The 24,622-nt window shown below is 58.2% G+C and carries 29 protein-coding genes and 1 pseudogene; 13 read left to right on the top strand and 17 right to left on the bottom strand.

Features of this window, described 5'->3' with window-relative positions; all coding sequences use genetic code 11:
* Window positions 1–25: 25 nt before the first annotated feature.
* Window positions 26–721: a dimethylmenaquinone methyltransferase gene (locus I8E17_RS30590; RefSeq protein ID WP_069614867.1), complete on the bottom strand. Its 696-nt coding sequence runs from the start codon at window positions 719–721 to the stop codon at window positions 26–28.
* Between the two features lie 341 nt (window positions 722–1,062).
* Here I8E17_RS30590 and I8E17_RS30585 point away from each other — a divergent pair, with 341 nt between their 5' ends.
* From I8E17_RS30585 to I8E17_RS30565, 5 genes are all read left to right on the top strand, one after another.
* Window positions 1,063–2,259 (top strand): mandelate racemase/muconate lactonizing enzyme family protein, encoded by a 1,197-nt coding sequence (locus tag I8E17_RS30585; protein ID WP_069614868.1) that lies wholly within the window; start codon window positions 1,063–1,065, stop codon window positions 2,257–2,259.
* A gap of 160 nt (window positions 2,260–2,419) precedes the next feature.
* Window positions 2,420–3,295: a sugar ABC transporter permease gene (locus tag I8E17_RS30580; protein WP_069614869.1), complete on the top strand. Its 876-nt coding sequence runs from the start codon at window positions 2,420–2,422 to the stop codon at window positions 3,293–3,295.
* Window positions 3,292–4,200, top strand: a complete 909-nt coding sequence (locus I8E17_RS30575; protein ID WP_069614870.1) for a carbohydrate ABC transporter permease — start codon at window positions 3,292–3,294, stop codon at window positions 4,198–4,200. The genes I8E17_RS30580 and I8E17_RS30575 overlap by 4 nt, the downstream gene beginning before the upstream one ends.
* 4 nt (window positions 4,201–4,204) lie before the next feature.
* On the top strand, window positions 4,205–5,308 hold the full coding sequence (locus I8E17_RS30570) for an ABC transporter ATP-binding protein (protein WP_069614871.1): 1,104 nt from the start codon (window positions 4,205–4,207) through the stop codon (window positions 5,306–5,308).
* Between the two features lie 41 nt (window positions 5,309–5,349).
* Window positions 5,350–6,597, top strand: a complete 1,248-nt coding sequence (locus I8E17_RS30565) for an ABC transporter substrate-binding protein (RefSeq protein ID WP_069614872.1) — start codon at window positions 5,350–5,352, stop codon at window positions 6,595–6,597.
* 67 nt (window positions 6,598–6,664) lie between these two features.
* On the opposite strand, the gene I8E17_RS30560 is transcribed toward I8E17_RS30565, so the two are convergent.
* Together I8E17_RS30560 and I8E17_RS30555 are read right to left on the bottom strand one after the other, a co-directional pair.
* Window positions 6,665–7,108: a VOC family protein gene (locus I8E17_RS30560; protein WP_113367591.1), complete on the bottom strand. Its 444-nt coding sequence runs from the start codon at window positions 7,106–7,108 to the stop codon at window positions 6,665–6,667.
* Window positions 7,109–7,111: 3 nt separating this feature from the next.
* Window positions 7,112–7,546, bottom strand: a complete 435-nt coding sequence (locus I8E17_RS30555) for a VOC family protein (RefSeq protein WP_069614874.1) — start codon at window positions 7,544–7,546, stop codon at window positions 7,112–7,114.
* 260 nt (window positions 7,547–7,806) lie between these two features.
* Here I8E17_RS30555 and I8E17_RS30550 point away from each other — a divergent pair, with 260 nt between their 5' ends.
* Complete coding sequence (locus I8E17_RS30550; RefSeq protein ID WP_113367592.1) at window positions 7,807–8,604, top strand: IclR family transcriptional regulator; 798 nt, start codon at window positions 7,807–7,809, stop codon at window positions 8,602–8,604.
* A 523-nt stretch (window positions 8,605–9,127) separates the two neighbouring features.
* On the opposite strand, the gene I8E17_RS35410 is transcribed toward I8E17_RS30550, so the two are convergent.
* Both I8E17_RS35410 and I8E17_RS35405 read right to left on the bottom strand, forming a co-directional pair.
* A complete protein-coding gene (locus I8E17_RS35410) occupies window positions 9,128–9,646 on the bottom strand; it encodes a hypothetical protein (RefSeq protein WP_307777825.1) in 519 nt (172 codons plus the stop codon).
* Entirely contained in the window at window positions 9,535–10,029 is a 495-nt protein-coding gene (locus I8E17_RS35405; RefSeq protein WP_307777821.1) for an NAD-dependent epimerase/dehydratase family protein, read from the bottom strand. Before I8E17_RS35405 ends, I8E17_RS35410 begins: the two co-directional genes overlap by 112 nt.
* Window positions 10,030–10,130: 101 nt before the next feature.
* Between I8E17_RS35405 and I8E17_RS30540 the strand changes: the two genes are divergently transcribed.
* On the top strand, window positions 10,131–10,517 hold the full coding sequence (locus tag I8E17_RS30540) for a helix-turn-helix domain-containing protein (RefSeq protein WP_064709443.1): 387 nt from the start codon (window positions 10,131–10,133) through the stop codon (window positions 10,515–10,517).
* 46 nt (window positions 10,518–10,563) lie between these two features.
* Here the strand turns inward: I8E17_RS30540 and I8E17_RS35400 are convergent, their stop codons facing one another.
* The 6 genes from I8E17_RS35400 to I8E17_RS30515 all read right to left on the bottom strand — a co-directional run bounded on the left by I8E17_RS35400 (window position 10,564) and on the right by I8E17_RS30515 (window position 14,133).
* Window positions 10,564–10,758 carry a hypothetical protein gene (locus tag I8E17_RS35400; protein WP_245300471.1) on the bottom strand — a complete coding sequence of 65 codons (195 nt, stop codon included), beginning with the start codon at window positions 10,756–10,758 and terminating at the stop codon, window positions 10,564–10,566.
* Between the two features lie 132 nt (window positions 10,759–10,890).
* The gene (locus I8E17_RS35395; RefSeq protein ID WP_245300472.1) at window positions 10,891–11,178 is read right to left on the bottom strand and encodes a hypothetical protein; all 288 of its coding nucleotides are present in this window, start codon (window positions 11,176–11,178) and stop codon (window positions 10,891–10,893) included.
* Between the two features lie 90 nt (window positions 11,179–11,268).
* Window positions 11,269–11,688, bottom strand: a complete 420-nt coding sequence (locus I8E17_RS30530) for a cupin domain-containing protein (RefSeq protein ID WP_069614876.1) — start codon at window positions 11,686–11,688, stop codon at window positions 11,269–11,271.
* Window positions 11,689–11,713: 25 nt separating this feature from the next.
* Complete coding sequence (locus I8E17_RS30525; RefSeq protein WP_069614877.1) at window positions 11,714–12,466, bottom strand: SDR family oxidoreductase; 753 nt, start codon at window positions 12,464–12,466, stop codon at window positions 11,714–11,716.
* Between the two features lie 62 nt (window positions 12,467–12,528).
* The gene (locus I8E17_RS30520) at window positions 12,529–13,365 is read right to left on the bottom strand and encodes an alpha/beta hydrolase (protein ID WP_113367593.1); all 837 of its coding nucleotides are present in this window, start codon (window positions 13,363–13,365) and stop codon (window positions 12,529–12,531) included.
* A gap of 549 nt (window positions 13,366–13,914) precedes the next feature.
* Window positions 13,915–14,133 (bottom strand): hypothetical protein, encoded by a 219-nt coding sequence (locus I8E17_RS30515; RefSeq protein ID WP_069614879.1) that lies wholly within the window; start codon window positions 14,131–14,133, stop codon window positions 13,915–13,917.
* 383 nt (window positions 14,134–14,516) lie between these two features.
* On the opposite strand from I8E17_RS30515, the gene I8E17_RS30510 reads away from it, so the two are divergent.
* Window positions 14,517–15,044, top strand: coding sequence for a DUF4269 domain-containing protein (locus I8E17_RS30510; RefSeq protein WP_069614881.1), 528 nt, complete (start codon window positions 14,517–14,519; stop codon window positions 15,042–15,044).
* 354 nt (window positions 15,045–15,398) lie between these two features.
* Here I8E17_RS30510 and I8E17_RS30505 read toward each other — a convergent pair whose 3' ends face one another.
* A complete protein-coding gene (locus tag I8E17_RS30505; RefSeq protein WP_229002237.1) occupies window positions 15,399–16,274 on the bottom strand; it encodes an alpha/beta hydrolase in 876 nt (291 codons plus the stop codon).
* Between the two features lie 131 nt (window positions 16,275–16,405).
* On the opposite strand from I8E17_RS30505, the gene I8E17_RS30500 reads away from it, so the two are divergent.
* From I8E17_RS30500 to I8E17_RS30480, 5 genes and pseudogenes are all read left to right on the top strand, one after another.
* On the top strand, window positions 16,406–16,990 hold the full coding sequence (locus tag I8E17_RS30500; RefSeq protein ID WP_069614882.1) for a TetR/AcrR family transcriptional regulator: 585 nt from the start codon (window positions 16,406–16,408) through the stop codon (window positions 16,988–16,990).
* Window positions 16,991–17,446: 456 nt separating this feature from the next.
* A complete protein-coding gene (locus I8E17_RS30495; protein ID WP_113367594.1) occupies window positions 17,447–17,719 on the top strand; it encodes a CopG family ribbon-helix-helix protein in 273 nt (90 codons plus the stop codon).
* Complete coding sequence (locus I8E17_RS30490; protein ID WP_069614884.1) at window positions 17,707–18,000, top strand: type II toxin-antitoxin system RelE/ParE family toxin; 294 nt, start codon at window positions 17,707–17,709, stop codon at window positions 17,998–18,000. Before I8E17_RS30495 ends, I8E17_RS30490 begins: the two co-directional genes overlap by 13 nt.
* Before the next feature lie 124 nt (window positions 18,001–18,124).
* A pseudogene (locus I8E17_RS30485) lies at window positions 18,125–18,283 on the top strand (hypothetical protein); the annotation flags it as partial.
* On the top strand, window positions 18,283–19,476 hold the full coding sequence (locus I8E17_RS30480) for a S53 family peptidase (RefSeq protein ID WP_069614885.1): 1,194 nt from the start codon (window positions 18,283–18,285) through the stop codon (window positions 19,474–19,476). The pseudogene I8E17_RS30485 and the gene I8E17_RS30480, both read left to right, overlap by 1 nt.
* Before the next feature lie 189 nt (window positions 19,477–19,665).
* Here I8E17_RS30480 and I8E17_RS30475 read toward each other — a convergent pair whose 3' ends face one another.
* From I8E17_RS30475 to I8E17_RS30455, 5 genes are all read right to left on the bottom strand, one after another.
* Entirely contained in the window at window positions 19,666–20,448 is a 783-nt protein-coding gene (locus tag I8E17_RS30475) for an ABC transporter permease (protein ID WP_069614886.1), read from the bottom strand.
* Window positions 20,448–21,305 carry an ABC transporter permease gene (locus I8E17_RS30470; RefSeq protein ID WP_113367595.1) on the bottom strand — a complete coding sequence of 286 codons (858 nt, stop codon included), beginning with the start codon at window positions 21,303–21,305 and terminating at the stop codon, window positions 20,448–20,450. Before I8E17_RS30470 ends, I8E17_RS30475 begins: the two co-directional genes overlap by 1 nt.
* Entirely contained in the window at window positions 21,302–22,366 is a 1,065-nt protein-coding gene (locus tag I8E17_RS30465) for an ABC transporter ATP-binding protein (RefSeq protein ID WP_069614888.1), read from the bottom strand. The genes I8E17_RS30470 and I8E17_RS30465 overlap by 4 nt, the downstream gene beginning before the upstream one ends.
* Window positions 22,367–22,479: 113 nt before the next feature.
* Window positions 22,480–23,517 (bottom strand): extracellular solute-binding protein, encoded by a 1,038-nt coding sequence (locus I8E17_RS30460; RefSeq protein WP_069614889.1) that lies wholly within the window; start codon window positions 23,515–23,517, stop codon window positions 22,480–22,482.
* A gap of 69 nt (window positions 23,518–23,586) precedes the next feature.
* The gene (locus I8E17_RS30455) at window positions 23,587–24,552 is read right to left on the bottom strand and encodes a 2OG-Fe(II) oxygenase family protein (protein ID WP_069614890.1); all 966 of its coding nucleotides are present in this window, start codon (window positions 24,550–24,552) and stop codon (window positions 23,587–23,589) included.
* Window positions 24,553–24,622: the final 70 nt, after the last annotated feature.

Here is a 24,622-nt window from a genome sequence, read left to right as displayed (position 1 = left end):
GTCCTCCCAGCCGATCATGCCGTGCTCACAGCCGCCCATATTTCGCATAGATATCGGCGACATCACCCCCGGCAAGGATTTCGTTGCGGGAGCGATTCTCGATCGTCGTCACCTCTTCCGCCTTGGCCAGAACGATATCCACCTTATCGGCGGGAATGACGACCACGCCGTCCATGTCTCCGAACAACCAGTCGCCAGGATTGACCCGAATCTGCGTCGTCAGCGTACCCGCCACGGCAATCGGAACCTCAATGCCGCCGATGCGCGTGCGGCCGCGGGACTCGATCGGCGAGAGATAACGGGTAAAGACCGACCAGTCCTTCATGCCCATCAGAATATTGCCGTCGCGAATGCCGCCATCGACCACGACGCCGACGGCGCCGCGCGCCTTTGAGGCAGTACTCATCAGCTCGCCCCAATGCCCGGCCTTGCGCTCACCGGCCGTTGATATAAGCACAACACAGCCCTGATACATACGGCGGAAGAAGGTAAAGCTTTTAACTTCCTCGAGATCATATTCATCGTCGCTGCGCATATCCGCTGTCACGGCGACCGTGAAAGCGGGGCCGGCGATCCGCATCGAACGATCCAGTGCGCGAATGCCGAGATCCAGGCACTGATTGGGCAAGCCCATCTCATCCATGATGTCGTAGACTGCGGCCGTATAGAGTTTCTTGAACCGCTCGGCCCTGCCGGCGATTTCGCGAGCTTGCTTGTCCATGGCTTTCCTTCCGCTGGGCGGACCGCGCCGACAAGCCCGCCTGAATTAATCGATCTTTGTCAATCAATTCACATTTGAACATCATCTGTTCACATTTGCATGGTAGTGGGATAAATGGAGGATTGTCAATCTCCTTCGGCAGATGGGACGGAATGAGTGTACCGTGGACGAAGCCGCGCCCGTCTTCGATCGCCCGGTCCCGATGGTCTCGGCTGCCAGCATGCTTTCGTCGCAGGCACGGATACCGCGCGCCTGCAGGAATTCCGCACCGCGGCGATCGAACCTCCCGCCCAGCCAGCGAAGCGACGCCGATCTAAAACCGCTTTTAGGGAGGATTAGGAATGAAGATCGTTGATCTCAAATGTGCCGTCATCGGCAAGAGCCCGGTCGTGCGTGTCATCACCGACGAGGGCATTTGCGGCTATGGCCAGGCGGAAACCTGGAAACCCTACCTGAAGACCCATATCCTCGCATTTCGCGAGGCGCTGGTGGGCGAGGATCCGACAGACATTGAGCGCATCATGTTGAAGATCCGCCAGCGCGGCGGCTTCAAGCCTTGGGGATCGGCGGTCAGCGTCATCGAGATGGCGCTCTGGGATACGGCCGGTAAGGCCGCCGGACTCCCGGTCTACAAGCTGCTTGGCGGCAAGGTTCGCGACCGCATTCGCGTCTATAACGGCGCGATCCGCTTTCCGCTGGTCGGCTATCGCCCGGAGGATTATGCCGACGATCTTAAGAAGATGATGGCCCTGCCTGAGGGCTTCACCATCATCAAGCAGCCGATCGGCTTTCATTCGCCCATGAAACGCGAAGTTCCGAACTTCTATTACGGCGAACCATCGGACGGTCCTTTTCACGGCGCCTTGGATCGCGGTCCGATCACCGAAAAAGGGCTTCGCCATCTTGTGGATTGCGTGGCCGCGATGAAGCAGGTCGCGGGCGACGCGATAGGACTCGCCCTCGACTGCGGGCCGGGTTGGCTACTGCCGGACGCCATTCGTCTGGCGCGGATGGTGGAACCCTATCACCTGATGTGGCTGGAGGATCTCATCTCCGGTGACTATACGCCCTGGGTCAATGCCGGCGTCTATCGCGAATTAACACGCATCAGCACGACACCGATCCATACCGGCGAGCAGATCTATCTGCGGCAGAATTTCAAGGAGCTGATCGAGACCCATGCGGTCAATATTATCGGGCCGGATCCCGCCGATGTCGGCGGCATCGCCGAGCTGAAATGGATCTGCGAATACGCCGACCTCCACTCGATCCTGATGGCGCCACATGGCACCGCCAACGGTCTGCTCGGCCTTGGCGCGCTGATCCAGGTCTGTGCCACGCTACCGAACAATTTCATCGCTTTCGAATACACGACCGGAGACCCGGACTGGTGGTATGACATCGTGGAGGGCCTGCCGCGGACCATTGTCCGCGATGGCGTCGTCGACGTCTTGGAGCGTCCCGGCATGGGAATCGATCTCGTGCCGGAGAAGGCAAAGCGCTATTTGGGACCGGATGATCTGAGCTTCTTCGATTGAAGTCATGCAACACCCAAGGAGGCACGGCTAGCCGAAACCGTTTGACATCGGAAGTTTTCGATTCCTATATTTGGTCCGTTATGAACAAGATATAGTTCATATAAAAACTGATTGTGACGTTTCAGAGGAGTGAAGCGCTTGCAGTCGTAGGAGGAGGCTCATGGGAATCCGATGGAGCCGCGCCACCCCGCATCTGGCCGTTGCGCCGGCGGTGCTGTTGACGCTTGTCTTTTTCATTGGTTCGATCGGCTGGACCGTTTATCTCTCGTTCACCGCGAGCCGGCGTTTTCCAGACTACGAACTGGTCGGTTGGAAACAATATTGGCGGCTGTTTCACGACGCCTCTTGGCTGCTGTCGCTGCAAAACCTTCTCATCTTCGCGCTCGGCAGCCTGCTTTCAATCGTCGTGGGCTTCGTACTGGCGGCACTGATCGATAAAGAAGTCCATGGAGAAGGCATCTTCCGTACGGTCTTTCTCTACCCTCTCGCCGTTTCGTTGATCGTGACGGGCCTCGTCTGGCGCTGGCTTTTCAACCCCGGTCTCGGCGTGGAAAACGTGCTTCATTCGCTCGGCTGGCAGAGCGCATCATTCAACTGGCTTGCGAGCCAGGATACGGTCATGTTCGGCGTCATTCTCGCCGCCATCTGGCAATCGACGGGCTTCTTCATGGCACTCATGTTGTCAGGCCTCAAATCCATCAACACGGAAATCTGGCAGGCGGCGAGACTCGATGGCGTACCTTTCTGGCGGCTCTATATCGAGGTCATCATCCCCACGATGAAGCTCACCTTCCTGACCTGTATCATTCTGCTCTGCATCGGAGTCGTGAAAGCCTATGACATCATTGTCGCCATGACCAATGCGGGACCAGGCGGCGCCTCCATCATGCCTGCCTATTTCGTTATCGACGCCTACTGGCAAAAGCAGAATCTCGGCTTCGCCTCGGCGGGCGCCACCGTCATGCTCCTGACGACGCTCGTCCTCTTTCTGCCCCTCGTCATCATCACCGTTATCCGACAGAGGAACGCGACATGACGGCCATTTCCGTGGAATCGCAGTCTGACCGCCAGGCGAAGGCACGGCGCCGTCCACTCGTCCGGCCGCATCGCATCGTCATCTTCGTCTTCCTGCTGATGGCCGCAGCCTTCTTTGCAGTGCCGCTCTACGTCATCGTCGTCACGTCCTTCAAGACCATGGACCAGATCCGCGAAGGCCAGATCTTCTCCTGGCCGCACCCCTGGGCGGTGGACGCCTGGGTCTATGCCTGGACACAGGCCTGCTCCGGCATGAATTGTAACGGGGTGCGCGTCGGCTTCGTCAATTCGCTCTATATTCTCACGCCGAGCCTGGTGCTGACGATCTCGCTTTCGGTCATCACTGGCTACGGACTCGCGCTCTGGAACGTCAAATGGGCGAACGGCTTCCTGTTTGTGCTCTTCATCTGCGCCTTTGTGCCCTTCCAGATCATCATGTATCCGCTGATCAAGATCGCCGGCATGCTGCACATCTATGGCACGACCTTTGGCATCGCCGTCATCCATAGCGTCCTGTCACTCCCCTTCTTGACGCTGATCTTCCGCAATTATTTCCGCGGAATGCCACCGCAGATCATCGCAGCGGCGATGATTGATTCCGGCTCCTTCTGGCGAATCTTCTTCGAAATCGTGCTGCCCATGTCCGGCAACATCATGATCGTCGTTTTGATCTTGATGATCACGGGCATTTGGAACGACTTCCTGGTGGGCCTGACTTTTGGGGCGCAGGATGCGCAGCCGATGACAGTCGTGCTCAACAACATCACGGTCACGACAACAGGCGCCAAAAACTATGCGGTAGACATGGCCTCGGCTCTGCTGACGGCCCTGCCGCCACTGGCCATCTATTTCGTTCTCGGCAAGTTTTTCGTGCAGGGCATCACGGCCGGCGCCATCAAGGGATGAAAGCATGCCATCCATCTCATTCAACAATATCGTCAAGAAGTTTGGCGCACTCACAGTCGTCGAGAATCTCAACCTCAGTATCGGCGACGGGGATTTTCTCGTGCTTCTTGGACCGTCCGGCTGCGGCAAGACCACACTTCTCAATCTGCTGGCCGGCCTGCTCGAAATCGACAGCGGTCAGATATTCATCGGCGAACGCGATGTCAGCCATCTGGACCCGAAAGACCGGGGCCTTGCCATGGTTTTTCAGTCCTACGCGCTCTATCCGACCAAGACGGTCCGCGGAAACATGAACTTCGGTCTTTCCTCGCGCGGCATCACGAGGGCGGAAGCGGATCAGCGCATCGCCTGGGCGGCCGAGCTTTTGCAGATCGAGCACCTTCTCGATCGCAAGCCCTCCCAGCTCTCCGGCGGTCAGCGCCAGCGCGTCGCAATCGGGCGGGCTCTCGTCAAGCAATACGGCGTTTGTTTGTTCGATGAACCACTCTCCAATCTCGACGCCAAGCTGCGCAACGAAATGCGGATCGAGATCAAGAAGCTGCACAACCAGCTTAAAAACACCGTTGTGTACGTGACGCATGATCAGGTCGAAGCTATGACCATGGCGACGAAAATCGCGGTGATGGATAAGGGCGTCATCCAGCAGTTCGGGACGCCGGACGAAATCTATAACGAACCCGCCAACTTATTTGTAGCCGATTTCGTCGGCTCGCCGGCTATGAACCTGCTCGACTGTACCATAAAAAACAACGGACGCGGTTTCGTGGCAGCCGATGAAACAAACACCGTCGAAATCGACCTTGGGCAATACAAATGGAAGAACCGGCCAATCGACGGCGCGACGGTCAAGATCGGCTTCCGCGCTGAGGACCTTCTGACCGAGGAGCGTGGCGATGCCGGCGATGCCATCCGCTTCGATTGTCCGGTCGAATATTTCGAAAAGTCCGGCCCCGACGCCTTCGTTTTCTTGACCTTTTCCGGCCGGAATATCGCCGTCCGCATCGACGGTCGCAGCGCCAACCGCTATCGCGCAAGCCAAGTACTGCCGATCTACCTGCCGCTCGACAAACTGAACGTTTTCGACGCACCGAGCGGCCAACGGCTTTAGTCAAAGTCCCGGCGCGGGAATTTCAAAGGGAGGAATGACGCATGAGAAGAATAAATTTTGTAGCGGGAGTGTCCCTGCTGATCACCGCCGCCGCTTTTGGGGGCACCGCGCGTGCGGATGAGGTCGTTGTCTATCATACCTGGTCGAAGCCTTCCGAGATCGCGGCACTCGGCGTGCTGCGCGATGCCTGGGCCAAGGACGGGCACCAATGGAAGGACCTTTCCATCGCGCATGATTCCGGCACCAATGTCAGCCTGATGAACATGATCGCCGGCGGCAATCCGCCGGCGATCTTCATGAATTCCGATCCAGGCATCTACCGTGATCTGAACAAGCAGAATCTCGGCGTGCCGCTGAACAAGCTCTTCGACAGCATCGGTGCGACGAAGAACTTCCCGCCTTCGGTGCTGAAGAACATCACTGTCGACGGGCAAATCATGAAAGCGCCGGCGACCGTGCACATCGATGGCATGATTTATTATAACAAGCATGTCGCCGATGCAGTCGGCATCGATCCGAAATCCTGGACGTCGCTCGATGATCTGTTCGCCGCCTTCGATAAGGTGAAGGCCGCCGGTTATATCCCAATCGCCCAAGGCGGAGACCAATTCCAGAAGGCCTATCTGCTCCAGGCATTGATCGCGGCTGAGGAGGGCCTCGATATCTATAATCGCTTCTACGGCGAAAAGCCCGACAAGAGCGTACTCGACACATCGGAAATGCGGGCCGCACTGAAGCGATTTCGCCAGATCGCCGATCATACCGATCCCGGTTCGCCAAACCGTCAGTGGAACGACACGACGAACCTCGTTATAACAGGCAAAGCGCTGCTACAGATCCACGGCGACTGGATGAAGGGCGAATTCTTGGCGGCGAACAAGAAGCTTGGCACCGATTTTGACTGCATGAACATTCCAGGCACCAAGGCTGTGGTCGTGACAGTCGACGCCTGGGGCTTCCTCAACACCAACAATGCGGAGACTGCCAAGGCGCAGGAAGATTTCGCCAAGCTTGATGTCGACCCTAAACTCAACGCAGAATTCGTTCTCAAGAAGGGCGCAAGCCCTGTGCGCATCGATGCCGATACCACCAATCTCGATGCGTGCAACAAACTCGTATTGGATACGCTGAAAGACCCTAACAAGCAGGTCTCTAATCCCTTCAATACAGCCGATGCCGATTGGTACCGGACGATATGGGAGCAGGCCGACAAATACTGGAGCGACCCGAAGCGTACGGACGAAGAATTCATCCACGCTCTGCAGGATGCCTATGATCAGATCTTCTGATCGTAAGCCTTCCCAGCTCTCGTCAGAAAAAGGCCGCCCGGCAAGGGCGGTCACTCCCCTATCATCGTCAAGCAGCTTCCGTGCGCAGTCTTTCGATCGCCCTCAATTGAATACAGTCAGGTGCCATTTCCATGATCTCGATCTGCGTGCCGTCGGGATCTTCGATCCACCCGCCGCGATTGCCATCGACGCCGCGGTTGGTCGATCGCGGCTGGCTCGGTTGGATGCCGGCCTTTGCAAGCTCCGCGAATGTCTTGTCGATGTCGCCGACCGTAAGGCAGATATGGAAAATGCCAATCATATCCGGGCCGGTTTGTGGCCGTTTCACGCCTTTTGGGAAAAGTTCAAGATACTGGTCGTCGTTGATCCTGAGATAGACGATCCACGCCTCTCCCTGCTCATTGAGCAGGCGTGTCATTTCGCGAAAGCCAAGCTTTTGGTAGAAGGAAAGCGACTTGTCGAGATCGCTCACGCGCAGGGCGATATGCCCGAGATGTCTGAACAGATCCATGGCTCATGCCTGTCCATTGATGCGGCGAATGGCCGCCGTCTGCATGGCGTTGGCGCCAAGTTGCATAAGCTCGATTCGATTGCCTTCAGGATCGGCGATCCAAGCCTGGTAGTTTTGGTCGACGCCGAGCTTCTTTTCGGCCGTGAGCGTCACTCCGCGCGCCGTGATTTCGGCTATCGCCGCATCAATATCGTCGACTTCGAGGCAGAGGTGATTGTAACCAACATTGGCGAAGGGCGGTGCGCTATCGCCCACGCCATCGGGAAAGAGTTCAATGAACTGCGTATCCGTAATGCGCAGATAGACAATCCAGAGGCGGCCGTCCCGCTCCAGCCGGAACATCTCCTCGAAACCGAGCTTGTTGACGTAAAAGTCCATCGAACGCTCGATGTTCTTTACGCTAACGGCAATATGACCAATCGCTTTCACATTCTTCATTTCACATCCTCCTCGTTGAAAACCTCTCCGCCTGCGACGGCTGCCATGTCGGCGAACAGCCGTGCGCTTACCCAACCAGGGCAAACAGAAAATCGAAAAGCGCCGACTGACTTGTTTATATTTGAACTGATACGAGTTCATTTGTGAATTTAGCGGGAATTTGTCGCGGGAGTCAACCGAGGCGAACCGCGATTGCGCGAAAAGCAAGCATTGCTTATTGAATTAGGAGCTTTACTCGAAGAGGCCGCCGAAGGTTGCGAATGAACAAGATCAGTGAAGACGCCGCACAGAAATATCGTATTCCGGTCATCGAACAGATGGTGGAAGTCTTCGCGCTATTGGAACGCACCCCGGAAGGCGCGACGATCCGTGATGTCGTCAAGGCCGTGAAGCTGTCGCGCACGACGGTCTACCGTATGTTGAACACGCTGAGCGCCCATGACTTCGTCCATCGCTCGCCTGCCGGCAGCTATACACTCGGCCGGCGGCTGCTGACGCTTGCCGCCCATGTCGCGCCGAATGTCGCGAGCTACGATCTCCTGGCGATTGCACAGCCGCATCTCAACAGGATTTCGGAGTTGACTGGCGAAGGTAGTAAGCTCACGGCACCCTCAGGCGACAGTGTTCTCGTCGTTGCGGCTGCGCAAGGGCATGGCCAATACGCACTGACCGCAGTGGCGGGCCAGCGGCTCCCTTTTCATGCTGGTGCTGCTGGCAAGGTCCTTCTCGCCTTCGCCGCACAGGAGGATGTCAATCGCCGGCTGACAAAACTCGAGCGTTTCACCAGTCATACGATTTCCGATCCGGACCGCATGCTGGAAGAACTGGAGCACATCCGCACCACTGGCTGGGCGCGGGATATAGGCGAGCAGATGTCCGGTGTTCATGCCATTGCTGCCCCTATACGCGACCATGAAAATACGGTCATCGCGGCGGTCAGCGTTCCATTCGTCGCTGGTGTCGATGAGAAAAGGATCGAGGAAATCAAGCGCGCGGTGCTGTCGACGGCGGAGGCGATCACCAGAGAGATCGCGCAGGCAAAACCTTCAGCCCTGTGAGCCGAAATCATTGTCTCGGCACAATTCCAAAAGGAACAATAAGGTCTATCGGTTTTGAAAGAACGTGAACTTGCGGCCCTCTTCGTCGATCAGCGGATATGTCGCAATAACCGAACAATGTATCACGGAACTGACGCGATCGTTCCAAGGAGCAGTTAAGTTTTGTTTGCGCTCAGATTCGATCTGCACGAATGCAGGCTGTGGCCACGCGCTTGCAAGGAAACTTCTAATACCTCTGCGCATCACATGTAATCTTGCTCACAAGAGTGACTGCGTTCGGTCGAAGGCCTTCAGCGCTATAAGCCGAGTCTGACCGTTCACGCTGTACCACCTATACTGACCGGATCAGCAACGCAAGCGTGGGTGTCGGTTCCGCTGGTGTGGCTAACGCCGAGTAGTTTTCAAGCTCTTGATGGGAGCAGAACCTTTGACCCCGTCATTCTTCGTCCGCAGCAGCTGAAGAGATCAGAACAAATATCGCAATCCGCATTCGCCCAATCGACACCAAGACATGCGGTGACCGCTAAACCGAGCTTACGACGCCATAACGAAATAGACTACGGGCCGTATCGATGATGGTTTCCTCCTCGGGGCGAGGACGCCATCCCAGCACTCGCATAGCCTTATCGCTGGTGCTCTTGGGAACGGGGGCGCTCGCTACCTTTTCCATCTCCGGTGTTTGCACCATTGGAGTGAGCTCGCCCAACTTCTCCCTGAGGGTCTTCCCGATATCGAAGAGCGTGACGACGTCGCCGCTCACACCGATGAACCGCTGTCCCCTAGCCGCCTCCGCCGTCATCGCGAGGATGTGGAGGTCCGCCAGGTCACGGACGTCGACCATGCCGAAGCTCAAGCCAGGCAGGGGCGGAGCGCCTTCGAGTAACCGTTTGAAGGCGATCGAAGCAGAAATGTCCGGCCCTAGAACACGCCCTAAAATGTCCACCGGGTTGACGTCCGAAATTTCCAGAGAGCCGCCTTCCCTGTCGATGAAGTCCCAGGCGGCTCGCTCGGCAAGGACCTTGGATTTGATATAGGGCTGCACATCTGGTCCGTCCAGTCGTCCTCGTCAAAGACCCTGTCGTAGCTGGCATGGCCGTAGCCGATGGCTGCAAATGAAGAGGTCAACACGACACGCTTCACGCCGGCGTCTCTGGCGGCGCGCAAAACGCGCAACGTACCGTCACGCGCCGGAACGATCAGTTCATCCTCGTTATCGGGAACTTGCTGTGGAAACGGCGAAGCCACATGTAGCACATAGTCGCATCCGGTAATCGCAGCGGCCCAGCCACGATCATCGGTTAGATCGGTCTGGCTGAAAGAAAGCTCCTGGTCGGATTCGACACCGCCATCGCGCACCATCGACCGAACTTCGGCTTCGCGGCGGGCGCTCCGTATTGTCGTGCGAACCTGATGACCTTCCTTCAAAAGCTTTGCAACGACGTGGCTTCCTACTCTGGTTGTTTGCTTTACCGCAACATCGAGCTGTTATATGAACTTATCAAGTAGGATGGATTTTCGGACCCAGTATGAAAAATCAGACCATCGAACCGCGTGTCTACGACGAAGACGAATGCGCCGGATGCACGGGCCCGGAACCGATCGATATCCTGCGCTTCCAGCGAGCCATTCGCGCCATTACCGGCAAGTGGAAGATCGAAATCGTCTGCATCCTGGTCGAAGGGCCGCTCCGGTTCGGCGAATTGCGCCGACGGCTACCGGGGGTGACCCAGCATATGCTGACCGAACAGCTGCGAGATCTCGCCAACAACGGCATCGTGATCCGCAACGCCTTCGCGGAGATTCCGCCGCGCGTGGAATATGAGCTATCGCAGGCCGGGATCGACCTGATGCCGATGCTGCGCGAGATGCGCGACTGGATGCTCAAATATGAGCATCAATTGACGGCCCCCTGACCGGCTACCGGGGAAAGGCTGGAAGTCGCAGTGTCGCAGCGGACCCTCAATCGTCGAAGGGCGCGTTCAGGACGAGATCTACCACCGAGGAAGCCTTGTAGCCCCGGACGAACCGCTCCCCGAAATCGCGAGCGAAGTTGTCATAAGTCGCCTCCGGGTTCTTCTCTGCTATACAGCAAAAGCACTTCGTCATCTTCTGCTTCACTCCGAGCCGCGGGAATTCCGCCAGAATGCTTGCCATCTCCTCGGCGGGAAGGACGTCATAGCGCCAACCGATGACATCCAGGCCTATAGCGGCGGTGCAGAGCAGCGACCTCGGGCTCCTTGTAAAGGCCGATCGAAGGTGTCGAGTTGAGAGCGACGCTGTCCCAGATCAATTGCACGCGGCGACCATCGACACCGCTCTCAGTCGCGAAGGTCCGCGCGAGGTCCGCCCCTTCCACGTCGAAGCGGCAAGGGCGGCGAAGCGCTCGTTCAATGTGATGTCGTGCAGAAGCGTCCCGACCGCGACGACTTCGGCATCGTGCTCAATACCTTCGATCTGCCCCAGCCGCGTCGCAAAAAGCCAGGAGCGGACCACGTGGTTGAACAGATAAGGCTCGCATTTGTCTCGCGCGTACCCGATCGCGCTGGTCACGAGCGTCGTGTCGGGGATAGACACCCCTGCAAGCATCCGGCTGGACATTTCGGTTATGATAGCTCCGGTTCTTGGTGAGGCGGCGCCCGCTGGCACGAAAAACAGGGTGGCGCGTCACTTCCGATCCGGGATCGTCAGCACCTTTTCGTCGGTATTGACGACAAACACCGCCAGCAGTTTCGACGGCTCCGTATCGCTGGCATTTGCACTGACGCCGTGATGGTCGCCCGGCGATTCCGTGAAGCTTTCGCCGGCCTTGAAGGTTCGAACCGGCCCGCCGTTGATTTGGCTCTTCACCGCGCCTTCCAGCACAGTCGCGTAGATGATTGCCGATTTCGCGTGTGTATGGGCCGGTGAGTAGCCACCCGGGCCATATTCGACGAGGACGCCACGAATACTCTTACCGGGCACGTCAGGAAGCGCATGCTCATAGACAAGCGTGATCTTTGCGTTCTTTGCTCCCGGTACATCGTCGGCAAAAGCCGGGCCAGCTTGGGCGGCAGCCACGAGCAAGGGGAAAAGATAGTGTTTCATGGATGTCTCCTCGGAGGTTGGAACATCAGGCGGGGTGGTGGGCGCGCAGCCAGTCGTCGAGCGAGATGCCACCGAGTCTAGCCTCGCCAAGAGGCACCAGCGACGTCTCCACGACCGTGCCGCCGAAATATCTGGCCTGCGGATCGCTTACGACGCTTCGGCTGTCCCCGATCGCCTCGAGATAGCGCGCGATGATCCGGTCGAACGGCGCCCGATCGGGACCCGCAACGTCGAAATGCTCGCCTCGCGGAGCGCCGGTTGCAGTTTCCGCCACGATCGCGGCCACGTCATCCGCTGCGATCGGCTGGAACAGACCGCGCGGCAGGCGCACGGTCCCGTTGACAACGCTGGTATCTGCGATGGCGCCGAGGAACTCCATGAATTGAGTGGCGCGCACGATGCTGTAAGGGACGCCCGAGCCTTCGATCAGCTTCTCCTGCGCGACCTTGGCCTGGAAATAGCCATTGTCGGGCATGCGGTCGGTGCCGACGATCGACAGAGCCACGTGGTGGCGCACACCAGCCGAGCGTTCGGCGGCGAGTAGATTGCGGCCGGAGGTCTCGAAGAAGGCAAGCACCGCTTGTGGCTCGAACGAAGGCGAGTTGGCCACATCGATCACCACCTCCGCGCCGGCGAGGGCTTCTGCAAGTCCCTCGCCGGTGAGGGTGTTGACGCCTGTGCTGGGCGAGGCGGCGAACACTCCATGACCCGCTTCGCGCAGGAGAGTGACGGTACGCGACCCGATCAGTCCGCTACCGCCGATAACGACGATCTTCATGCAAATTGTCTCCATTGAAACGCGGGCAAGAAGCCGACGCGCAGGGCGCCTGCTTTGGGATCTTAGGCCTTCACAAAGGCGAGGAGGTCCGGGTTCACCACATCGGCATGGGTGGTGCACATCCCGTGCGGGAATTTCTCGTAGACCTTGAGCGTGCTGTTCTTCAGGAGCTTTGCCGATAGAAGCGCAGAATCCGCGATCGGTACGATCTGATCGTCGTAGCCATGCATGACCAGGGTCGGCACGGTGATGATCTTCAGGTCTTCCGTAAAATCGGTCTCGGAGAAGGCCTTGATGCCGTCATAATGCGCCTTGGCGCCGCCCATCATGCCCTGTCGCCACCAATTGTTGATGACGGCCTGGATCGGCTGCCCGCCGGGGCGGTTGAAGCTGTAGAAGGGTCCGGACGGCAGATCGACGTAGAATTTCGAACGGTTGTCGGCCAGCGCCTTGCGCAGCCCATCGAACACCTCGATCGGCAGACCGCCCGGATTGGCTGCCGTCTTCACCATGATCGGAGGAACCGCGCCGATGATGATCAACTTGGCGACCCTGCCTTGCGGTTGCCCGTGCTGGGCCACGTAATGCGTTGCCTCGCCACCGCCGGTGGAGTGGCCGATATGCACGACATTCCTGAGGTCGAGATGCTCGACGACCGCTGCTGCGTCGGCGGCATAATGGTCCATGTCGTGGCCCTCGCTCACCTGTGCCGAGCGCCCGTGCCCGCGTCGGTCGTGCGCCACCACGCGATAACCGTTCTGCAGGAAGAACAGCATCTGCGTGTCCCAGTCATCGGACGACAGCGGCCAGCCATGGTGGAACATGATGGGCGGGGCGGTCTTCGGACCCCAGTCCTTGTAGAAGATCTCGACGCCATCGCGTGTGGTGACGGTGGCCATGTTTTGGTTCCTTTCAAAGATTGAGTTTTGGGCTGGGGTTGGTTGGGCTGCGGTCGGCGAGCTCGGCAATAGGGCTAATGTCGTCGCTCCGAGCCCAAGGGCAAGTAGCTCGCGACGGCCGGGATCGGCCAGTTCATGTGATTTCGTTTCTGTCATCGATTATCCCCGTATCCGTTCATGGCGGACGATTGTTCTCCGGCTTGCGCCGATGGAAGGGTCATCATTTTGCTTTGGCGGCTAGAACGCCAGTGAATCTACAATCAATTTCCAGGAATGCCCTCAAATCTCGCCACTAAAATCTGTTCTTAATTGAATCATATCTACATAAGTCTCCATTAATCGGCAAAACTGAGAATTTGTATTATATGTATACTCAGTACACCCGGGGCGACGATCCGCATCCTTGAGTATTTTTTACAAAGCAGCAAGTAGGACGGATATTGTGACTTGGTCTGGAGAACCAAACCATTGGCGGGTAGACCAGTGGTCACGCCATGCGATTTCTCGAAAACAGCTCCTCGTACTCACGGCCTCGCCGCTCCTTTTCGCTCACGGCAGAGCCATCCCGGTCATCTGCTCTAAGATCCGCCAGAGGCGCTCGGCAAGCTCGGTATCTGCCGCCCAAGGCTTCACGCCCGGCTGGCCGGGATCATCGGTGCGCAAGGCCGCCATGTCGCAATCCTCCCAATAGACTCCGCCCATGGCGTTCAGCATCGGGCTTGTAGCGCACCAGACGCTGATCGAAGCGCCCTGATGGACGGTCTTCATGCCGCGGGCGGGGTCGATCCGCGGACGCCCATCGCTGTCGATCGCATCGAAGCCGGCGATCTCCTCCGCGCTCAGATAGCGCGCGAGATCGGTCAGAATCTGCCCGGGATGAAGAAAATGGGCGCGGACGCCGTCCCGTTGACCGCGTTCCTGCTACATCCGACAGGCTCGGGGAAGACGCGACGCCAACGGAGCGCACGGCACGAGAGCCAGCGGTCGTTTAGCCTGCTCAAGCTGCGAGCCGCGCATCTACTTGACCCCCTTTACGCTTCGAACCGATTTGAACCGATCGCATCACCGGCGACATAAAAATGGCGTCGTCGCATCGACGGGTGCAAGACGATAGGCTTTGCAATGACTCATCTCTCGGATAATTTGAATCCATGAAAAGACCTTACTTTATGGAAGCGTTGAGGCGGATAAATCTTCTGGAAACCTTGGCTCCATTCGACCCCCATGTCGCGGGTACGCCGCCACTCGGCCTCGATCTGCCCACCAGCGATATAGACGTCCTCTGCTATGCTCCAGATCCACAAGTATTCACCCAAACCGTTTGGGACGCCTATTCCACGTGCGATGGATTTTCTGTCCGGCAGTGGACCGGTAGAGAAAGGCCGATCATCGCCGTGTTTGCAGCCGCTGATTGGACGTTCGAACTGTTTGGTCAAGCTCTGCCGGTGCCCGAGCAGCATGGGTGGAAGCATTTTCAGGTCGAGCATAGGCTCCTTGGTATCGGCGGAAGCCGCTTCCGCGCGGCCGTCATGCAGCTTCGCGACGGCGGCATGAAAACCGAGCCCGCATTTGCAGCTACGCTCAGCCTCGAGACGTGCGATCCTTATGAGGCGCTGTTCGAGATGGCGGGTTGGCCTGACGAGGCTTTGGCCGCTTTGCTGCAGGAGCGTGGATTCTAGACGGCGCGGAAGTCCCTGCACGGTTCCGCAGGCATATAGTCGACGGCCGCCGTGGCGTCCGGGTCGACACCAGCCGAGATAGCGATTTAGGTTTCTTAGGCTCCCGGATCTAGAGATGATTCCGTGTCCTGGATTCGTGGAACTGCAGGAGAGCTCGGGTTGGTGCAGTTGAGGGATACGAACTCCGGAATAGTCACAGGAAACTTTCTGTCAGGGGACAATATCGTTTTGACCTTACACTCGAAGCTGGTGACGAGGCGCCGACCGGCAAGGGTGAGTTGCGAACAACCCCGCGGCTGTCATAGCTCGTCCCCGCTTGACCACACCGGTGCAAGCGGAAGTCGGCTGCCAATATTATTTGCTGCCCTCGACGGAAGCCGTAAAGGCGGCAAGATCCTTGTTAAAACGCGCCGCTTCTTCGAGGAAAGGCGCATGGCCGGAATTTTCGTAGATCTTCGACTCGATCTGGCCATTCAGAGACTTTGCACGTGCGATGCTCGCCTCGGGCCGCACCAAGTCGTCTTTGCCGCCATAGATCAATAGAACAGGCACTTTTGCCTTGGGGAGGCCTTTTTCTGCCTTCACCGTCATCGAGGGGACCGTGCGGGTCATCACCCACGACGCCATCGCGGCGTTTGAAAGCAGGCGTTCAAATGTTGCTCGGTCCGGCTGCGTCTGAAAGCAGAGGGCAAGAAAGGTGCGCACGGTGTCGAGATGTGTTCGCAGATCCTCAGACCTCAGCCCTGCATAGACCTCCGGGTGCGGTGTGATGAGGTCCGGCTTGAGCTCAATAACACCGTCGACATAAACGACACCACCAATCCCGGCGTCGCCATGAGCGGCGAGATAGTTTGAGAGAACTACGCCACCTAGAGACCAGCCGACGAGGACGGGTTTCTTGGCTTTACTTCGCTTCAGCACCGCAGCGAGATCGTCTGCCCAGCGACCGCCATCCTTGTAAGCGTCCGCGCTATCCGGCTTCCCCGAACGGCCATGACCCCTGAGATCGTATGTGATGATCCGAAATTTCTGCAGGTCGGGACTGGACGTTTGCTTATCCCAGTTGATGCGACTGCCGAGCAGACCATGGATGAACACGATTGGCCAACCCTGCGGATTTCCGGTTTCCTCGACAGCGATCACCACGCCATCGGATGATTTGACGGTGTATTCCTTGCCGGCAGCCGCAGCTGCGGACGCCGTCGCCACGAGTAAGACGACGGCGAACATGCTTTTCATCGCCCTCGTAAGAGAATTTCCGGTCATCGATTTTACCTTTGTTTGTTGGATCGTGTAATATTTAGCGATCACTACAAACTAGCGACTTGACCTCCCCGGTCAAGCAATATTTAGTGATCACTATGGATAAGGAAATCAGAAAGCGGCGTGGCGGACCGCGCACATTCAACCGTGAACAGGCGGTCGACATCGCTATGCGGCTGTTCTGGCAGCACGGTTATGAAGGTGTTTCGCTCAATGACTTGACGGCCGCGATCGGCGTCGCGCCGCCGAGTCTCTATGCTGCGTTCGGCAGCAAGGCCCAGCTCTATCGTGAGGCCTTGGATCATTATTCCGCAGTGTCGAGCACGATGAACCTTGATTCGGCGTCAACGCTTGATGAAACGGTGGCAACGATATTGCGTCAAGCCGCCGACGCCGTAACCGATCCCGCCGGAGAAAGAGGATGCATGGTCTCGAGCGGCATGCTGCAGTGTGCCGAAGAACACGCCTCTCTCGCGCGGGTTTTGTCCGACCGCCGAGACGCTATGCGGGAAGCTATTGCTGACGCATTGGGACGCTGGCTCGATCCGGCCCGATCCCGCTCCCTCGCTCGCTTTCTGGTGGCCGTGCTTCAGGGCATGTCCGTCCAGGCTCGAGACGGGGCGACGCGTGCGGAACTCGAAGAGGTCATTAAAGAAGCTTTGCAGGTCTCTCAAGCACGCTAGGCCATGTTGACAAAGTGGGGCACGATACATGGAAACGGCTGGTCCGTTGCCGCGCGGATTTTTGCTGCAAGGGTGATGAAGCGTGAATGCTCTCCGGCAGAATGAGCAAGCAGCTAATGGTTGCTTGAACTCTGAGCATCCCGCTCTTGAAGGGGTACGGATCGGCGATTCTTTGATTGCAGAGTGCTTTCTCCAAAACTCGCTTATTTAAGGCCGCTTACCTTAGTCTGGCACTTATTTAAGTGAGGTGGCGCTTGCTTAAAGAGCGATCAAAAATCATACTCTGGCCATGTCATTGTGATGGAATGCATCACTTCACAGTCCGCCGGCCACGATGCCGCCAGAAGCAAACACGATCAAATTGGGGGTGGCGTTCGTCATAAAGTAAGATCATGGACAAAAAGCAAAACAATGCCTATCTTATCGCTAGGTAATACCTGGTAATACGAGGCTGCCATGGCTACTTCTCTCAAGATTGATGACGAGCTAAAGAACCGAGTTCAGAACCTCGCCAGCCAAAGACGGCGCTCGGCACACTGGATCATCCTCGAAGCCATTCAGCAGTATGTCGAACGTGAGGAAGCGCGCGAAAACTTCAAACAGGAGGCTTTGGCATCCTGGGCGGCCTATCAGGAGACCGGCCGACATCTTACCGGACAGGAGGTACGCACTTGGCTGGACACCTGGGGCACCGATGCGGAAGAGACGGTACCTGAGTGCCACGAGTGATCGTTACCGAAGGTGCGGCACAGGGTTTGGAGCGCTGCAGGCGATTTCTGGCGGCTAAGGCGCCGACTGCCGCAAGTCGGGCGGGCCGGGCTATCGAACGCCAGTTCCTGTTACTGGAATCAACGCCTCTTATTGGCCGCCCGCTTCCGGACGACGCGCAATTGCGTGAACTGGTGATTCCCTTTGGGGACTCCGGCTACGTCGCGCTTTACCGACATGAGCCTGATGGCGATATCGTGTTTGTCCTCGCTTTCCGACATCAGAAAGAGGCTGGCTACTGACACCACTACCCGTATAGCTCTGCGTGTCGAAATAGATTTCAGAACACGGCACTACCAGGCATCTTCTCCGAGCGTGACGGTCCTTTTGTCACCGCCCAGGATTTGAAGACACCATCGAGTTCCGGTGCGCCGTAATCTGACGATCCAGAACTATCCCTCCGGACATATGATCTATCTCGACAGTGCTTCACGAACGGCCATGAAAGCCGATCTCGCTGCCATGTATGACCGTGCCGCACGCGCCGTGCGCGTCTGCGCGCCAGGGCAGAGCTGTCGCATTTAGTGCCCAATATCATCCGGCCCTATTTCAAGCTACCTGGCATGGGCACCGGCGCCTTCCGTCCGGCCGCGGCAGGCGCGGAGCCCTGGGAAGTGTCGGATCTGTGCCGGGCCTATTCCTGGCCGAGCGACCTCGCCGGCGGCGGCGTGATTGCGATCATCGAGTTCAGCGGCGGTTGGGTCCAGAAGGATATCGACACTTATTTCCGCTCGACGGGCCTGCCGGTGCCGAACATCGTCGACGTGCCGATCGGACCCGGCCACAATGATCCGAACAAGCACTCGGGTGACCCTGCCGCCGATCCCGACCGCGAGGTTGCACTCGACATCGAAGTCGCAGCCGCCGCATATTCCGTCGCCACCGGCGAAGCCGCAAGCATCCGGATCTACTGGGCGGACGCCAACGACTGGGGCTCGATGGCGACCGCCATCACCGCGGCTGCGGCCGACGGCTGTGACGTCTGCTCGATCTCCTGGGGTTCAGACGAGGCCAACTGGAAGGCGGCGGCCGCGGCAGCGGGCATCGACTATCCCGACAGACTTAGCACGTCGGCGGAGGCAGCCGCGAAGACCGGCATAATCATCTTCGCGGCTTCGGGCGACAATGATTCGTCTGACGGCGGGGCGGACTCGGCCAATGTCGATCTCCCATCCTCCTGTCCGTTCGTGGTTGGCTGCGGCGGTACCATGAAGCCTCACGCCAATGCGGAAGAGACCGTATGGAACGACGACCCCGGTAATCCAAATGGCTCGGGGACAGGCGGCGGCTTTTCCAAGCTGTTCCAGCCAATGCCGACATGGCAGGCGGGGGCGCCGCACGGACCGGGGCGCATGATACCTAACGTCTCGGCTAATGCCGCGCCATCTACGGGATACAATATCTTCGTCCACGGCCCACAAGAAGTAATCGGCGGCACCAGCGCCGTGGCACCGCTTTATGCCGGGCTGTTTGCCGCCTTCGGCCGCAAGCTCGGCTTCGTGACGCCGCAGCTTTGGCTCAACCACACATGCTTCAACGACATCACTCAAGGCGACAACGGTTATTTTCGCGCTCGCATCGGCCCTGACCCGTGCAGCGGCATCGGAACCCCCATTGCGGGCAAACTAGCCACGCTGTTCAAAGCGCCGAACAAACTGCCAGCGCGCGCACCGCGCGGCCAACGCCGAGATCCTGCGAGGAGTGAATTGCGCTCTTGATGGGATCTGAACCGACTACACCTTGTTCAAAATTCTAATGACTGACAATTCTGACCTCGGCACATAACTTCGGATTATGGTGCTTCGTCACGGCCGGCGCGATCACTAATGCCGGACGACCATCGCGGGCACTCTCATTCCACATAACCTAGGTTTCGCGACAGTGATGTTCGTAGGATCGAAAGCCATCTAAAAACGGTGTATCCGCAAACCAAAAAGCTTTTCAGAGACGACGACCACGACCACCGTCATAGCGATAGACAACGTCGATACTGCCGCCGCCTCCGGGGTAAAGTTTGTTCTGAGATAATCGTAGATCTGGATCGGAAGCGTGGCCGTTCCGACATTCTTCAACATGAACGATATAGTGAAGAGGTCAAACGAGATGATGAACGCGAACAGGCAGCCGCCGATGACGCCGGGCTTGATCAACGGCAGCATGATGCGTCTGAAGCGCGTGAATGGCCCGGCACCGAGGCTGCGGGCGGCAAGGCTCCACGACGGTTCATAGGCTTCCATCGCCGCAGACACGTTGATGAAGACGAAGGGTAGCGTCATGAGCACATGCCCGATCAGCATGCCGGCCATTGTCGTCGTGCCGATGCCGATCGCGTAGACAAAGAACAGAAGCGAGATCGCCGTCAGAACCTCCGGCAAGAGCAGTGGCAACAGCATCGCAAGCCGGACACTCTCCTTCCATCGCCCGGCATGCTGCACGTAGAACATTGCAGCCATCGTGCCGATGACACCTGAAATCAGGGTCGACACGGCCGCGATCCAAAGCGAGGTTCGGATGGCACGCCAGAAGACATCGTTGTGGAAGAAGACGACATACCACCGAAATGAGAGACCCTGCGGCGGAAAGGTCAGAAATGCCCCCGCGTTGAAGGAGGCACCGACGACCACGAGAATGGGCAGCAGTAGAAAGCCGTAGATGATGAGGCAATAGCCATTCAACATATGTTTGGACATCAACTCATCTTCCATTTCATGCGGGTAAGCCGCGCGAAGATCACGACGATCACCGCTCCGGCAAGGGAAAGCGTCAGCGCCATGGCGGAGCCGAACGGCCACTGGAACGTGTCGATCAGCGCGTCGACGACGCTGACTGCCATTGTCTTCACCCTCAGGCCACCGATCAGGGCGGGAGTCACATAGGCACTCATTGAAAGCACGAACACCAGAATGCAGCCCGCCTGGATACCCGGCACGGCCAGCGGCAGGATTACGCGCCTGAAGACCGTCAGCTTTCCGGCGCCAAGAGACCGTGCGGCCGACTTCAACGACGGGTCGATCCCCTGCAGCGCGCTCATCAACGGCAGGATCATGAAGGGCAGGAAGACGTGGACGAGCGCAATGACGATGCCGAGTGCGTTGTACATCAGCCCGATCGGACGCTCGATCAGGCCCAAATTCATCAGCGTCTTGTTGATGATGCCGTTATTCCCAAGAAGGATCGTCCACCCGTAACTGCGGATAACAATGCCGACGAGAAGCGGCGACAGCACGAGCCCATAGGCAAGGCCGCGAAACCGCATCTTCTCGCGCGACAGCTGCCAGGCAACCGGAAAACCGAGAATGAGGCAAGCAAGGGTCGTGACCAGACCGATCAAGAGCGTGTTCGCCACCTGCCGCATGTAGAACGCATCGGTCGCCAGCCTCAGGTAATTGCCGATCGTGAATCCAGGCGCATAGGGCGAGCCGTTGGCCGGGTTGCGCAGGCTCATCACCACAATATTGAGATAAGGCAGAACAAGAAACAGCCCGAGGAGCAATGCCGAGGGCGCGATCAGGAGAAGCGGATAGGAGGATCTGGTACGGCGTATCATGCGATCGTTCCCGGCACCCAGAAACGCTCACTGTCAACCTTCACCGTCACGCGATCACCCGGCTGGAAGCGGCTTCGCGGGAAGGTCTGGACGCTCAACGTTTCGCCGCCTTCGAGCACCAGCCGATAGTCGATCAGACTGCCAGAATAATAGCTCTGCGAAACCGTTGCGATGATGCCCGAGCCATCGCCCCCCGCGGCCGCAAGTTCGATGGCCTCCGGCCGCAGCAATACGGGGATGAAACCGTCGTTTAACGGCAGGGTACCCTTGACATTCGCCGTTCCAAGTGCGGTTTCGACGACCGACGTACCGTCATCGGTCCTGCCCTTCAGGCGGCCGGGCAATGTATTCACCTGTCCGACGAACTGCGCGACTTCCAGGCTTGCCGGTCGATCATAAACATCAGACGGGGCGCCATACTGCGCAATCTGCCCGCCGAACATCACGACGATCCTGTCCGACATCGTCATTGCTTCGGCCTGATCATGGGTTACATAGACGGTGGTGATGCCCACGCGCTGCTGCAGGTCGCGTATGAAGACCCGCATCTCGTCGCGAAGCTTGGCATCGAGATTGGCAAGCGGCTCATCAAGCAACAGGATACGCGGTTCGATGACCAGCGCGCGGGCAAGCGCCACGCGCTGCTGCTGTCCGCCGGACAATTGGCGCGGATAGCGGTCGGCATATCCGGATAGCTGCACCATATCCAGAACCCTGGCCGTGCGGATCGCGATTTCTGGCCGCGAAATCCTGCGCATTTCCAGCCCGAAGGCGAGGTTTTGCGCCACGGTCATATGCGGGAAGAGCGCATAGTTCTGGAACACCATGCCGATATCGCGCTTTTCAGCCGGCACATGGGAGACATCCTGTCCATCGAAGCGAATGGCGCCGGATGTGACATCCTCGAAACCGGCAATCATCTTCAGCGTCGTCGTCTTGCCGCATCCCGAAGGCCCGAGCAGCGAGATGAATTCCCCCTGCCCTATCTTGACGGAAATGCCGTTGACGGCGCGCGAGGCTCCGTAATGCTTGGTCAGCCCTTCGATGCTCACCTCGGTCATGATCGATCTTCCAGATTGTCTGTGCGGCGTACCGCAAATCTCGCTGCGTCAGGGAAGAATGCTGGACCGCCCCAACAAGGCGATCCTTTGTGGCCTGATGAAGAAGACAAAGATCATTTCATGATCTTGGCCCAGGTCTCGGCAAAGCCTGCCTGCTTCTCGTTCATGAAGTCCCAGTCCCAGGTGAGAATCTTGTCCATCACTTCACCGGAAATCGGCACGTCCTTTTTCAGATCGTCAGGGACGACAACCTTCGCATTGGTTGGCGAGACGAAGAACTGCTTCATCAGCGGCAGCTGGCCGTCAGGTGACAGAAGGAAGTTGGCGTACTGGTAGGCCAGATCCTTCTCGGGGCCGTTTGCGAGAATGTTGAGGGTCTGATCGAACATCAAAAGCCCCTCTTCCGGCACGATGACGTCAATTGGAAGACCCTGGCCGCGCAGACGCGCCACTTCGCCGAAATCAAAGGGAGCGACGACGAATTCTCCGGACGCGATGCCGGTGGAAAGGTTGAAATCGGCCTGGATGACCGGGCCAAGCTTTTCCAGCGCCTTGAAGCCGGCATCTGCATCATATTGATCCTTGCCGAAGATCTTGGAAGCCAGCATCAGTTCCATCTTGCCGGCCGTATTGGCAAAATTGTAGAGTCCGATGCGCCCCTTGAACTCCGGGTTGTCCCAGAGATCCTTCCAGGCTTTCGGTGGCGTCTGGACCATGTCCGTGCGATAGGCGAGGCCGATCGGCGATACCATGGCCACGGCACCCCAGCCGTCGGTCTTCTTGGCAAGCGGATAGAGGTCGGCATAGTTTGGCAACTTCGCCAGATCGAGCTTTTCGAAGAAGCCTTCCTTGCGCAGGCTCGATGCGAATGCCTCATTGGTCATCAGGATCGAATATGGCGGCTTCTGCGGCCCTGCCGCCCGCAGGTTGGCGCTCCAGACACGCCCGTTGCCCGCATCCAGCGTCACCTGCGCGCCGCTTTTTTGAGTGAAGGCCGGTGCCAGCGTCTGGCGCCAAAACTGCTCCCATGCGCCGCCGAGCGTCGGCACGACAAGTGTCTTGGATTGCGCCCATGCCGGCAGGCCAACCATGGCCGCCGCTGTCACTCCACCCATTCCGGCAAGAACCTGCCGCCTGTTCATGTTCATCATCGACGTTCCCTCAAACTGGTTCTGACTTGGTCATGCATTGCGGGGCAGGCGGCATTCCGCTTCTTGCCATCAGATCTTGCTGAAGGCCTGGCTGGTCTTCAGTGAAATGTAGTCGCCGTAGGTAATCGGCTCGTATTTGGCGGCGCCCTTTGCTGCAAAAGGCGGGAGGCATTCAATCACGGTGTCCCTGGACGGATTGAGGAAGAACGGGATGGACTGGCGACGCGTCGTTCCCTTGAAAGCACTGGGCGGATTGGCGACCCTATGCGGCGTGGACAGCCATTCATCGTTGGACCAGCGCATGAAGGCATCGCCGATATTGATGACATAGGCGCCTTCGACATTCGGTGCATCCAGCCAGTCACCCTCCCGGTTTTTCACCTGCAGTCCGCCCGGAGAGGCTTCCGAACGCAGGATGGTCATGAAGCCGTAATCGGTGTGAACGCCGGCACGGAGTTGCCCTGGAAGCGGGCTCTCCTTCTGCTCAGGATAATTGATCACCCGTAGCGCCGAGAGGTGGTTTTCAAACGCCGGCTCGAAATAATCCGGGGCGAGGCCTATCGCCTCGCAGAATGCCCGACGCAAATGGCCCGCAAGCTTTTCCATCTCTGTGAAATAGTCGGCGAAGGCCTGTTCCAGCCCTTCCGGCCTTGTTGGCCATAGATCGCCAGGCAGGCGCGGGCCAAAGTTCAGACTTTCCTTGTAATCGCCCGGCGTCTTGATGCCGAGCGTCGCCGCAAGCGCCTCGTCGGCGATCGGCGAGAAGGCAACTCCACCCTCTATCGATGTTCCCCTTCCCCGCCCGATCTTCCACTCCGGCGGCTCATCGAAGAAATCGCGAGCGAGGTTATAAAGACGGGTTGTCACGTCAGCCCTGACGCCGTGCCCCGTAACGAGAAAGAAGCCGGTTCGACGGCAGGCATCCTCGATGGCAGCGACGACCTTCCGGCCGGCTTCCGCGCCTGCGATGAATGGTGCAATATCGATGACGGGGATTGCGTCCTGCACCTCATCCGGCGCTATGATCGTCTGCATCCTGGAGCCTCCTTCCTTGATCGGCGGTGGCGGTAGCACTGGATGGGTGCCGCCGGGCGATATCGTAAAA

The organism is Rhizobium sp. AB2/73 (assembly GCF_020871915.1).
Lineage (GTDB): Bacteria > Pseudomonadota > Alphaproteobacteria > Rhizobiales > Rhizobiaceae > Rhizobium > Rhizobium dioscoreae.
This window is presented reverse-complemented; position numbering and strand designations above follow the sequence as displayed.

What these genes read in the sequence shown, in the direction of transcription:
- I8E17_RS30590 (WP_069614867.1), bottom strand. Translation starts at nt 721, where the DNA reads ATGGACAAGCAAGCTCGCGAAATCGCCGGCAGGGCCGAGCGGTTCAAG.
- I8E17_RS30585 (WP_069614868.1), top strand. Translation starts at nt 1,063, where the DNA reads ATGAAGATCGTTGATCTCAAATGTGCCGTCATCGGCAAGAGCCCGGTC.
- I8E17_RS30580 (WP_069614869.1), top strand. Translation starts at nt 2,420, where the DNA reads ATGGGAATCCGATGGAGCCGCGCCACCCCGCATCTGGCCGTTGCGCCG.
- I8E17_RS30575 (WP_069614870.1), top strand. Translation starts at nt 3,292, where the DNA reads ATGACGGCCATTTCCGTGGAATCGCAGTCTGACCGCCAGGCGAAGGCA.
- I8E17_RS30570 (WP_069614871.1), top strand. Translation starts at nt 4,205, where the DNA reads ATGCCATCCATCTCATTCAACAATATCGTCAAGAAGTTTGGCGCACTC.
- I8E17_RS30565 (WP_069614872.1), top strand. Translation starts at nt 5,350, where the DNA reads ATGAGAAGAATAAATTTTGTAGCGGGAGTGTCCCTGCTGATCACCGCC.
- I8E17_RS30560 (WP_113367591.1), bottom strand. Translation starts at nt 7,108, where the DNA reads ATGGATCTGTTCAGACATCTCGGGCATATCGCCCTGCGCGTGAGCGAT.
- I8E17_RS30555 (WP_069614874.1), bottom strand. Translation starts at nt 7,546, where the DNA reads ATGAAGAATGTGAAAGCGATTGGTCATATTGCCGTTAGCGTAAAGAAC.
- I8E17_RS30550 (WP_113367592.1), top strand. Translation starts at nt 7,807, where the DNA reads ATGAACAAGATCAGTGAAGACGCCGCACAGAAATATCGTATTCCGGTC.
- I8E17_RS30540 (WP_064709443.1), top strand. Translation starts at nt 10,131, where the DNA reads ATGAAAAATCAGACCATCGAACCGCGTGTCTACGACGAAGACGAATGC.
- I8E17_RS35400 (WP_245300471.1), bottom strand. Translation starts at nt 10,758, where the DNA reads ATGGCAAGCATTCTGGCGGAATTCCCGCGGCTCGGAGTGAAGCAGAAG.
- I8E17_RS30530 (WP_069614876.1), bottom strand. Translation starts at nt 11,688, where the DNA reads ATGAAACACTATCTTTTCCCCTTGCTCGTGGCTGCCGCCCAAGCTGGC.
- I8E17_RS30525 (WP_069614877.1), bottom strand. Translation starts at nt 12,466, where the DNA reads ATGAAGATCGTCGTTATCGGCGGTAGCGGACTGATCGGGTCGCGTACC.
- I8E17_RS30520 (WP_113367593.1), bottom strand. Translation starts at nt 13,365, where the DNA reads ATGGCCACCGTCACCACACGCGATGGCGTCGAGATCTTCTACAAGGAC.
- I8E17_RS30515 (WP_069614879.1), bottom strand. Translation starts at nt 14,133, where the DNA reads ATGAAGACCGTCCATCAGGGCGCTTCGATCAGCGTCTGGTGCGCTACA.
- I8E17_RS30510 (WP_069614881.1), top strand. Translation starts at nt 14,517, where the DNA reads ATGAAAAGACCTTACTTTATGGAAGCGTTGAGGCGGATAAATCTTCTG.
- I8E17_RS30505 (WP_229002237.1), bottom strand. Translation starts at nt 16,274, where the DNA reads ATGTTCGCCGTCGTCTTACTCGTGGCGACGGCGTCCGCAGCTGCGGCT.
- I8E17_RS30500 (WP_069614882.1), top strand. Translation starts at nt 16,406, where the DNA reads ATGGATAAGGAAATCAGAAAGCGGCGTGGCGGACCGCGCACATTCAAC.
- I8E17_RS30495 (WP_113367594.1), top strand. Translation starts at nt 17,447, where the DNA reads ATGGCTACTTCTCTCAAGATTGATGACGAGCTAAAGAACCGAGTTCAG.
- I8E17_RS30475 (WP_069614886.1), bottom strand. Translation starts at nt 20,448, where the DNA reads ATGTCCAAACATATGTTGAATGGCTATTGCCTCATCATCTACGGCTTT.
- I8E17_RS30470 (WP_113367595.1), bottom strand. Translation starts at nt 21,305, where the DNA reads ATGATACGCCGTACCAGATCCTCCTATCCGCTTCTCCTGATCGCGCCC.
- I8E17_RS30465 (WP_069614888.1), bottom strand. Translation starts at nt 22,366, where the DNA reads ATGACCGAGGTGAGCATCGAAGGGCTGACCAAGCATTACGGAGCCTCG.
- I8E17_RS30460 (WP_069614889.1), bottom strand. Translation starts at nt 23,517, where the DNA reads ATGATGAACATGAACAGGCGGCAGGTTCTTGCCGGAATGGGTGGAGTG.
- I8E17_RS30455 (WP_069614890.1), bottom strand. Translation starts at nt 24,552, where the DNA reads ATGCAGACGATCATAGCGCCGGATGAGGTGCAGGACGCAATCCCCGTC.